Source organism: Microcystis sp. M44BS1, assembly GCF_020244875.1.
In the GTDB taxonomy this organism is placed as follows: Bacteria; Cyanobacteriota; Cyanobacteriia; order Cyanobacteriales; family Microcystaceae; genus Microcystis; species Microcystis panniformis.
The window spans coordinates 1-9,803 of record NZ_JADBVM010000268.1; the positions used below are offsets into that span (position 1 = coordinate 1).

General features: G+C 41.8%; 7 protein-coding genes and 1 pseudogene. 5 read left to right on the forward strand and 3 right to left on the reverse strand.

Annotated elements, in window-relative coordinates:
• The first annotated feature begins 433 nt into the window (after positions 1-433).
• Both secG and IM515_RS20420 read left to right on the forward strand, forming a co-directional pair.
• Positions 434-667 carry a preprotein translocase subunit SecG gene (gene secG, locus IM515_RS20415; protein ID WP_002736485.1) on the forward strand — a complete coding sequence of 78 codons (234 nt, stop codon included), beginning with the start codon at positions 434-436 and terminating at the stop codon, positions 665-667.
• Complete coding sequence (locus IM515_RS20420) at positions 668-1,384, forward strand: peptidase (RefSeq protein WP_287629741.1); 717 nt, start codon at positions 668-670, stop codon at positions 1,382-1,384.
• A 518-nt stretch (positions 1,385-1,902) separates the two neighbouring features.
• Here IM515_RS20420 and IM515_RS20425 read toward each other — a convergent pair.
• The 3 genes from IM515_RS20425 to IM515_RS20435 form a co-directional block, all read right to left on the reverse strand.
• A complete protein-coding gene (locus tag IM515_RS20425; protein WP_002761322.1) occupies positions 1,903-2,112 on the reverse strand; it encodes a hypothetical protein in 210 nt (69 codons plus the stop codon).
• A 321-nt stretch (positions 2,113-2,433) separates the two neighbouring features.
• Positions 2,434-4,926, reverse strand: coding sequence for a S8 family peptidase (locus IM515_RS20430; protein WP_287629742.1), 2,493 nt, complete (start codon positions 4,924-4,926; stop codon positions 2,434-2,436).
• A gap of 14 nt (positions 4,927-4,940) precedes the next feature.
• Positions 4,941-5,927, reverse strand: coding sequence for an AAA family ATPase (locus IM515_RS20435; protein WP_287629743.1), 987 nt, complete (start codon positions 5,925-5,927; stop codon positions 4,941-4,943).
• Between the two features lie 385 nt (positions 5,928-6,312).
• On the opposite strand from IM515_RS20435, the gene IM515_RS20440 reads away from it, so the two are divergent.
• The 3 genes and pseudogenes from IM515_RS20440 to IM515_RS20450 all read left to right on the forward strand — a co-directional run bounded on the left by IM515_RS20440 (position 6,313) and on the right by IM515_RS20450 (position 9,451).
• A complete protein-coding gene (locus tag IM515_RS20440) occupies positions 6,313-7,041 on the forward strand; it encodes a hypothetical protein (RefSeq protein ID WP_287629745.1) in 729 nt (242 codons plus the stop codon).
• Positions 7,011-7,235 (forward strand): annotated as a pseudogene (locus IM515_RS20445) (hypothetical protein); the annotation flags it as partial. The gene IM515_RS20440 and the pseudogene IM515_RS20445, both read left to right, overlap by 31 nt.
• Positions 7,236-7,399: 164 nt before the next feature.
• Complete coding sequence (locus IM515_RS20450; RefSeq protein WP_287629747.1) at positions 7,400-9,451, forward strand: NAD(P)H-quinone oxidoreductase subunit 5; 2,052 nt, start codon at positions 7,400-7,402, stop codon at positions 9,449-9,451.
• The last annotated feature ends 352 nt before the right edge of the window (positions 9,452-9,803 follow it).

Below are 9,803 nucleotides of genomic sequence, written 5' to 3' on the forward strand. Positions count from 1 at the left end.
AAAGTACGGGCGAAGCATTCGGATAGAAAATCTCCGGTTTCACCGATAGGTTATTGCCCGAATGCTTCGCCCCTACAGGACGCGGGCCGATGAAGACGCAAGGTTTGGAAGCACGATTCTCTCAAAATCTTGCACCTGTTTCGCGAAACAAGACACTAAAACCCTTACCTCGTCTATATTTCACCATTATTCAGCAAGCCCTAATTAGCAGAAAAATGACCAATAAAAACCGCTCTCTTGTAGTTATGCTGATCAGCAAATCTTATTGAAGAAAGGGTGTAGGACATCTTTGAATGTAAGATAATGAACATTTTTCACCCAATTTCCGAGAGAGCCATAAAAATTTAAAACTTACATCTGATAACTGATAACTGATAACTGATAACTGATGATAACTGCTATACTTTGTAATGGAAAATAGAGAGTAATGATCATGACAGTGGTGCTGGTAGTACAGATTATTTGGGCGCTGGCGGCGGCCTTTCTGGCGATTTTGGTGTTATTACACAGTCCCAAAGGGGATGGTATTGGCGGTATTGGCGGTCAATCACAGATTTTTACCAGCGCAAAAACGGCGGAAAAAACCTTAAATCAGGTGACTTGGGCCTTGGGGACGGTATTTATCACCCTAACCATTGTACTGAGCGCCGGCTGGTTAAATCGCTAAATGCTAAGAGGTCGGTTCTCTTTTCTAGGACTCGCAGCCTTGGCGAGTCTTTTGCTGTTTTCCTATTCTCTGATTGCCGACAGTCGAGCGCTACCGGAGTTAAAAACCCATCCTTTACCCGCTAATTTAGCCCAATGGCAAGAGCAAAACCAACCCGGGGATTATTTTGATGCTGTGGAAATCAGTCCCGTGGGAGCGTTGATTTGGTCGCAATTTCCTGTGAAGATTTATCTTCAGAGCGATCGCAGTTCTTGGCTGAGTTTGGTACAAGAGGCGATCGCTGAATGGGGGCAGTATTTGCCGATCGAGTTGGTAAATCGGGCAGAATTGGCCGATATCCTCATTAAACGGGAGTTACCGCCGTCGGGAGTCCGTTTTAATCCCGAAACCGGTAAGTTAGAACTGCCTCGGGTGCGTTCTGCCATAACACAATACGAGATTTTTGTCAAGGAAAATCGCTTAACTCATCGGATGAGTATCCAGATTAGTCCTAATTTAGCCGATCGGTCGGCCTTAGCGGCAGCGCGGCACGAATTAGGTCACGCTTTGGGAATTTGGGGTCATAGTCCCCTAGAGACGGATGTAATGTATTTCGCTCAAACTAGAGATATTGCCCCGATTTCTAGCCGGGATATTAACACTTTAAAAAAGGTTTATCAGCAGCCAACTAAGTTAGGTTGGCAGATGGATCAGCTAGGGTATCTAATACCTGAATAGGTAAATATTGATCTTCAGTCGGTTCTGCTATTAAGGAGTCTAAGTTATGGATATACTTAGGGACTTGCGTGGGAATAATATCCCAGCCAGAAAATCGCTCTGTAGAAGAATCAGACCAGCCAGATGGCATATTATCAAAGCGCAAGTCCCTTAGCTGCGGAGGCTCTCGAAGGCTCTCCCCCTACTTAGGGTGATCAGCAAACTTGATCGATCGGAGGGCGCAAGCTTTGCGCCCCTACAGTAACGGATTTTGTCCACAACGTAGGGGCGAACTGCGTTCGCCCAAAAGGTACATTATCAAAGCGCAAGTCCCTTAGTATAACTGACTAAGATCCAGAAGGTTAACCATCGCTTAAACCTCTATTTCCTCTAGCCATGTTTTAATCGCACTGATTAACTTGGGTTGTTGGGGAGGGGTGTTGCTGACTCAAGCTATGAATGCCAACTGTGCATCCTATCCAAAAGTTAGTTTGGCTCTAGGTTTTAAAAAACCCACACAAGAAGATTCCTATTGCCAATCAGCAACCCCAATCTTTGCCACCCTCGACAACTAAGCCAATACTAGAAACATATTGTACGGGTTTGCCTAACATTAAGGGATCTATTTCTCCCCAATCGTAAGGTTCATAATCTTCTAAACGAGATAGTTCGCTATCTAACCAATCATCTCTAGGGGCTGTTTTTTCCGAGGGATTGGGCTGTTTCAGGGAGTCTAAGGGTTTAGTCATGGGGAAAAAATGTCCTATACACAAACATTTTACCCACTATTGACTAACTTTTTATTTCCTCTACACCTCTATTTCCTCTAGCCATGTCTAAATCACGCTGATTAAGTTGGATTGTTGGGGAGGGAAGGTGAAAAGGTTGGTAAGTACCTAAGCAAAATTAATTACACATATCTAACCCCCTCTTGCCTTTTGCCTCTTGCCTTTTGCCTATCTTTACTAGGAAATTAATTTTGCACGACTACTTAGGGAAACTGACAGAGAATCGTTACCAATTTTCTCAATTCCTGAGATATATTTAATGGATGAAGTTCGATGTAAAGATTAAATCTCTGTTTCTATTGGTATGTTAGTGGGTGTATCTTGACTGATTAAAATTAAATTAGATACAGGGGTGTAAATATCACACTCAATTTCTGGTACTCGAATCGTTACAATTAATGTATAGCGAACAGGTTGATCATGGCGTTCCTCTTGTGTTTGTTCTTTCCACCATCCACCAACAGGATAAACGCCTATGATTCCTCTACTTGCTAAATCGACGGCCGTTCCTGTCCATATATCAGAATGAAGTGAACCTTGACTCCTTAAATGAGGACCCAAAAACCAGTTATCTTCCTCTTTACTGCCAGAAATATTTTTTTCTTCTTCTCTGGTAGCTTTATTAATTCTATTTTGAAATTGTTGATTGGTCTCTAAAGGTTTTTTTACTTGAAATCTGAGTCCATAAGAGGCATAATGGTGTTTTCTTTTATAACCTCGCTCCCCTGGATTAGGTTCTATAAAATACGATAAAGTTACTCTCAGTTCTACCTTGGCTTCTCCTAATTGTTCTAGCTTTTCTTTTGGCCAGGGTAAGCTATGAAAATTCATTTTGTCTGTTTTAATGTCACTACCATCTTTTTTAAAAGGTGTCAGTTGATCTTCAATAACCAGTGTTAAGTCACTATTTGAACTTTTTAAAGCTCTGTCTAAATCAGGAACACCATATCCATAGCGACGAATCAAATTTTTTTTATCTTGCTGCTTCAATTTCTTTGGAAAATTAGCTCTCATCCTAACAGTCCATTCGGCTGAATGAACAATTAAAGCGCGTATTGTTTCTGGCCAATATTTGGGATTTTCTGAAAGAATTCGAGCAGCCATATAACTAGCGAGTGCAGTTGCACAACTGGTATCACACATATAAGTAAACAATTTATAGTTATGACTATGAGCAGTTGTTAATAAGCATAAATCGTCAATCATTTGTGCATAATTTTCCCCATCTGAGGCATAATTTCCTCCTTCACAAACAATATCCGGACGAATTGGCCATTGATTTTCCCAAGAAACAGAAGTACAACTTTTAGGAGATAAATCACCCCAAGGAGCTACAGGTTGCCAACCTTGAAAGTCGGGATGACTGATATTAACTTTTTCAGTGTAAGCTCCCACAACAAGAGCATTCCAAGCTTGTGCTGGGTTTTCAATTGTTGCCACATCATTGCGGGTTAAATAATCAGATAAAGATATTTCTTCTCTGATATTTCCTGCTGAAATAATGATTAATCGCTTAAAATTATCTTCACCAAAAGATAGTTGATCTATTGCTGCTGACCATGAGGAGGGAGTTCCATAATTTGGTGATGGCTGCTCGCTAGTTACAGCCATACAGAAAATACGTTTTCGCTTGGGATTTTGTATTTCTGGACGAGAGACTGCTTGCTCTGTAATTGCGCCATAAAGTTCAGGATCATTTTGTCCGACAGGAGGGAGAATTTTAACTGATTCTAAACGGTGAATAAGCGTTATATATCCTTGTGTTTGTAAAGCATTAAATAAATCATCATAAAGAATTAAACCCGCCATTTCTGTACCATGTGTATTATGAGGATCATGAGTTCCCCAATTAGGATCACAAGTATATAAATCACTACTATCAAGACCTTTTTCAATCAGTTTATGTCGTCTATTAACTCCATAATCAAGAAGACAGACAGCAACAGCATTATCTCTAGGAGGTAAAGTTCGATTCCATAAATCCTCGACCCATTCCTCCTTTTCAATTAATTTCATATCAAGAAAAAAGGAAGGCGTATCTTTAGCAATTCTTAATTCTGCAACCGTATCAGAATTTTGAAGAACTTGCTGTATTTTTTCTACATTAGCCATAGCTAATGTAACAGTTATTTCGGGAAAATGTATATGAAATTTAGTCATAATATCGAGTCTTTGAGCAATGGTTTGGAAGTCTTCAAGTTGTCCACGACGTAACCATACTTCCCACCAGATTGCTTGTCCATTCTGAGGAAATAAAGCAGGATCATCAGTAAATAATGATTGAACTGTACCAATTTCAACGTTTTCTAGTCGGGTTATTAGGGCTGCATTTTTTGGCTTTCCTTTTGTTGTTTCTTGATCACGATATTGTTCTACTTTGTTCTCAAAAAATTCTATCTCTGACTCTGGTACAAAAACCGTAGCTTTAACTGTGTCTTCTTGGTCAGGAGAAGGCTTAACAGCAACTAATTCAATTTTTTTGCGTTTATCTCCTAAATTTTCAAAAGCATTAGCATCATCTTTTGTTACCTGAAATTCTAAATAGAATCCGGGTTGTCCGACGGCAATTTCCGATAAACGGGATTCTAATTGTTGACGAGCTTTCGTAATCGCTTCACCAATAGCAAGTTCTAATTTTGCAGCGTGTTCTATTCTGTTCCGATCGGGTGGTGGTGGAGGATTAACTGAGCGCGGTGAAGTATAATTGACGCTTTCACGAAATTTATCGTTATTCCGTAGATACAAGTGAGGAAGACGGCGAGAACGTTGCGACATTATGGGATTAGGTTTTATTCATTGAAGTTTAGGTCTTTACGTTCCATAATAGCTGAAATCAGAGAATCTTCGCTTACCTTCTGACTATTTGACAAAACAGCTTGCTTGGCTGCGTCATCTGTCGCTCTGACAATTTCAGCTTGAGCGAGTCCATTGGCTTGATTAAGAATGTTTGACCAATCTTTCCAGTCAATTTCAAAAGAAATAAGACGAGATTCAATCAATTCACGAATAATTGCGGCATCGGGAAGCTGATATTCAATTACATCATCAAAACGCCTAAAAAGAGCTTTGTCTAGTAACTGAGGATGATTAGTCGCTGCCAAAATCAAACTATCCCCTTGCTCTTGTTCTAAAAACATCAAAAAAGAATTGAGAATGCGACGAATTTCTCCCACGTCGTTAGAATTATGACGTTGAGTCCCAATCGCATCAAATTCATCAAAAAAATAGACCCCTTTTGTTATTGTCATTGCCTCAAAAATCACTTTTAAACGACTAGCCGTTTCTCCCATATACTTGCCCATTAGACTATCGTACAAAGTCGTAAATAGAGGTAATTTAAGCTCTCCTGCTAAAGCTTCAGCCGTCATTGTTTTACCAGAACCCGGTGGACCTACTAACAACAGTTTCCGACGAGGCATAAGATTATGTTCTCTGAGTCTTTTTCCTTGTCTTTGTTCAGTTAATACTCGTTTAAGTCTAAATTCAAGGTCAGAGGTTAAAATCATATCCGATAATCGAGTATCGGGATATCTGACCGAAACCAGATTGGCTAAATCTCCTTTTGGTTGTACTAAAGGAATTGGATCAGATTTTTTTTCAATAACCGATTTACTAGCCTTTGCTTGGTCAATTAATTCGCGAATTTCTTGGGCTAACTTACCATGTCCTTGTCTTGCTTCGTGTGCAGCCATCTGTAGGGCAGCAGAATAAAATTGCTGCTCTTCTCCTTCTACATGACTTTTTAGAAGTGCTAGGATATGGCGAGCGGTGGACATGATACCTCGTTAAGTTAAACTCCCCATCATACTCAATGATTTTAACTGTGACAGGCACTATACAAAGAATAATTTCCCTTTTGGACTAATTTTGATCGGTATAGTTAAATTGTACTAAATAAATTGTCGTATTAGCTAGGGGAAACCCGTATTTGGTCTTTCTCTTGCTTTCGTGGTTATTCGATAATTTTCCTGCTTCTCCCTAAAAATTAACGTCCCGCTCGCTCAACTGCCAAATCGATAAGATCCTTTGACCTTTCGCCGCCCTATTGAGCAGAACTGGGCTGCTTGCTGCCTCAAAGAAAGTAGTATTCAGGGAGAACCTAGGAATATTTTGTGCTATAACAGATGGGTTACTTTAACTATCCTGAGTACAGAAAGAATCATGTTTAAACAGACTAAAATCCTCGGTTTAACGATTTTAGCTTCAGTTTTCAGCTTTACGCTATCCTCAGCTAAAGCGGCTACTGTTCAGTTTAACGCCCAGGGAAATATCACCGGCATTAAAGATCTAGTCGTCAATAGTTCTTCCTACAATGTTAATTTTGTTCAGGATACTTTTAGCAATTTATTCGGCAATCCTTCCAATTTAAATCTGCAACCCACCTTTTGGCTAAATGCTCAGGGTGCAGAAGCGGCACGGAATGCCATTGATAATGTCCTAACAACGACTTATCCCGCTTTAATTGCTTTAGGTGAGACGCAAAACACAGGGAATTATGTTATTCCGCAACAATCTGCCTTCTTGGGTTTGAGTGTCATTGATAGCCAAGGCAATTTTACTTATCCTTCTGATTTGTTTGGTGCTGTCCTGGGAAATTATGGATCGTATTATGCAGGTCGTAAATGGCAGGAACACTTGGCGCAGATGTATCAATACGGAGGAATGTGCGCTTGCAAGATAAGTTACAATATTGATCCCGATATATATGGAATCGCTATTGATGCAACCCGTACCTTTGCGCTTTTTTCTCCTAATCAGGCCCCGGTTTCTGTTACCACAGCAGCAACCATTCCCGAACCTGATAGTCTGATGGGTGTCATCGCAATAGGCTTATCTATTTTCTTTTTCTTTCCCCAAAAATTCAATTTACCGAAGCATCACAAGGTTTAGAAGTGAGCGTTTCCGGCAATACCAACAGCCTCCAAGTGGGGTTAAATCCGCGACTACCGATCGCCCAGATCCAAGGCAGTTTTTTATCGCGTTATCTTGGCAGCGAGGCGATCGTGGCGATAATTTCCTTTTCTGCTGGTTTGATTGTTTCCTTGCTTTCGTGGTTATTTGATAATTTTCCCGCTTCTCCCTAAAAATTACCGTCCCGCTCGCTAAACTGCCAAATTGATAAGCTCCTTTGACCTTTCGCCGCCCTGTTGAGCAAAACTAGGTATAAACACTTTCTTAAGAATTAACCTATGTCACAATAGATGAGGATAAACCAAATAGTGTGAAATTGTAAACTAGGTATTACTGAATGGAACCGCTTTATCAGTACGCGTGGCTAGTTCCCGTCCTACCCTTGGTAGGCGCTACCCTAGTCGGTGCGGGCTTAATTTCCTTTAATGAAGTCACCAATCGTCTGCGACAGGTGAATGCTGTATTGATCATTTCTACCCTCGGTGCGTCGATGGTGCTGTCTTTTGCACTGCTGTGGAGTCAAATCAATGGACACGCTCCCTATACCCAAATGATCGATTGGGCATCGGCGGGTAACTTTCACCTGAAAATGGGTTATACGATCGATCATCTCAGCGCTTTAATGTCGGTTATCGTCACCACCGTGGCCTTTTTGGTGATGATTTATACCGATGGTTACATGGCCCACGACCCCGGTTATGTGCGTTTTTACGCCTATCTGAGCATTTTTAGCAGTTCTATGCTCGGTTTGGTCATCAGTCCCAACCTCGTCCAGATCTACATTTTCTGGGAATTGGTGGGGATGTGTTCCTATCTGCTAGTAGGTTTCTGGTTCACTCGTCCGGCAGCCGCCGAGGCCTGTCAAAAAGCCTTTGTTACCAACCGCGTCGGCGATTTTGGCTTATTACTGGGAATGCTGGGTCTTTTCTGGGCCACCGGCAGCTTCGAGTTTGATATCATGGGTGAACGTCTAGAGGAATTAGTCTCTTCTGGAGCCATTGCCGGCAGTTTAGCGGCATTATTCGCCGTTTTAGTCTTCCTGGGACCCGTGGCCAAGTCGGCCCAATTTCCCCTTCATGTCTGGCTACCGGATGCTATGGAAGGTCCGACCCCGATTTCGGCCCTGATTCACGCCGCCACCATGGTGGCTGCTGGAGTTTTCCTGATTGCTCGAATGTATCCCGTTTTTGAGCCAATTCCCACTGCGATGACGGTAATTGCTTGGACGGGGGCCTTTACTGCCTTCCTAGGGGCAAGTATCGCCCTCACCCAGAATGATATCAAAAAGGGTTTAGCCTATTCCACCATCTCCCAATTGGGTTATATGGTTATGGCTATGGGTATCGGCGCTTATAGTGCGGGATTATTCCACCTGATGACCCACGCTTATTTTAAGGCGATGTTGTTCCTCGGTTCCGGTTCGGTCATCCACGGTATGGAGGATGTGGTCGGTCATGAGCCGGTTTTAGCGCAAGATATGCGGATGATGGGCGGTTTACGCAAGTATATGCCCATTACTGCCCTAACTTTCTTGGTGGGAACTCTAGCCATCTGTGGGATTCCTCCTTTCGCTGGTTTCTGGTCGAAGGATGAAATTCTCGGTTTAGCTTTTGAAGCGAACCCAGCTTTATGGTTAATCGGTTGGGGGACTGCGGGTTTAACAGCTTTTTATATGTTCCGGATGTACTTTAATACCTTTGAAGGGGAGTTTAGAGGGACTAATAAGGAGATTAAACGCCGATTGTTAGCCAATGCGGGCGCGATTCCGGCTTTTGGACCGGGGGCAATGAATGTTAAACAATTAGACTCGGAAGCACAAGAAGAAGACAACCACGGCCATCATGCCCATGAACCCCACGAATCGCCAATTACTATGACTTTACCTCTCATGATTTTGGCGGTTCCTTCTTTGTTAATTGGTTTGGTGGGTAAACCTTGGCAGAATTTCTTCGAGGGTTTTATTCATGTTCCTAACGAAGTAGTGGAAGAAGTTCATGCTTTTGATTGGACAGAGTTTCTGATTATGGCGGGTAATTCGGTGGGGATTGCTTTAATCGGGATTACTGTCGCTTCTTTGATGTATCTCCAGAAGAAAATTGACCCTGCAACTATTGCCGAAAAATTCCCCGTTTTGTATCGTTTTTCCCTGAACAAGTGGTACATTGATAATCTCTATGATCGGGTTTTTGTCCAGGGTTGTCGTCGTCTCGCACGGCAAATTATGGAGGTGGATTATCGCGTTATCGATGGGGCGGTGAATTTAACCGGTTTAGCTACTCTTGTCAGTGGTGAAGGTCTTAAATACCTCGAAAATGGTCGCGCCCAATTCTACGCTTTAATTGTCTTTGCCGCAGTTTTGGGTTTAGTAATTGTCTATAGTCTGGTGTAGATTTTTAAGCCGTTGACTAAAGATTTTTGGGGGCGCAAAGCCCCTTTTTTCAGCTTTAAGTCACTCTTTTTAAGGGGAATTTAGGGGGAGCAAACTTTTTCAGCCAACCCTATTTAAACCGCTTATACTAAATCCGTTGAGTATAGGCTAATTATAGAGGAGAGGCACTCATGCAACAGGCAAGAGGCAACCCCCCCTACCCCCCGACATCGGGTAGGGCTGTTTCATTTAAATTAATTACAGCTGATTTTGAGTCAATAAATTTGACCGAAGATTCTCAAGTTTATCTTTTTCTAATCAAAAGAGTTAGTCACAATAACTAATCTTTAATCCTCTGCCAAATTTATTATGA

Bases quoted from the DNA above. Each gene is read 5' to 3' on its own strand.
- secG (WP_002736485.1), top strand. From the start codon at position 434: ATGACAGTGGTGCTGGTAGTACAGATTATTTGGGCGCTGGCGGCGGCC.
- IM515_RS20420 (WP_287629741.1), top strand. From the start codon at position 668: ATGCTAAGAGGTCGGTTCTCTTTTCTAGGACTCGCAGCCTTGGCGAGT.
- IM515_RS20425 (WP_002761322.1), bottom strand. From the start codon at position 2,112: ATGACTAAACCCTTAGACTCCCTGAAACAGCCCAATCCCTCGGAAAAA.
- IM515_RS20430 (WP_287629742.1), bottom strand. From the start codon at position 4,926: ATGTCGCAACGTTCTCGCCGTCTTCCTCACTTGTATCTACGGAATAAC.
- IM515_RS20435 (WP_287629743.1), bottom strand. From the start codon at position 5,927: ATGTCCACCGCTCGCCATATCCTAGCACTTCTAAAAAGTCATGTAGAA.
- IM515_RS20440 (WP_287629745.1), top strand. From the start codon at position 6,313: ATGTTTAAACAGACTAAAATCCTCGGTTTAACGATTTTAGCTTCAGTT.
- IM515_RS20450 (WP_287629747.1), top strand. From the start codon at position 7,400: ATGGAACCGCTTTATCAGTACGCGTGGCTAGTTCCCGTCCTACCCTTG.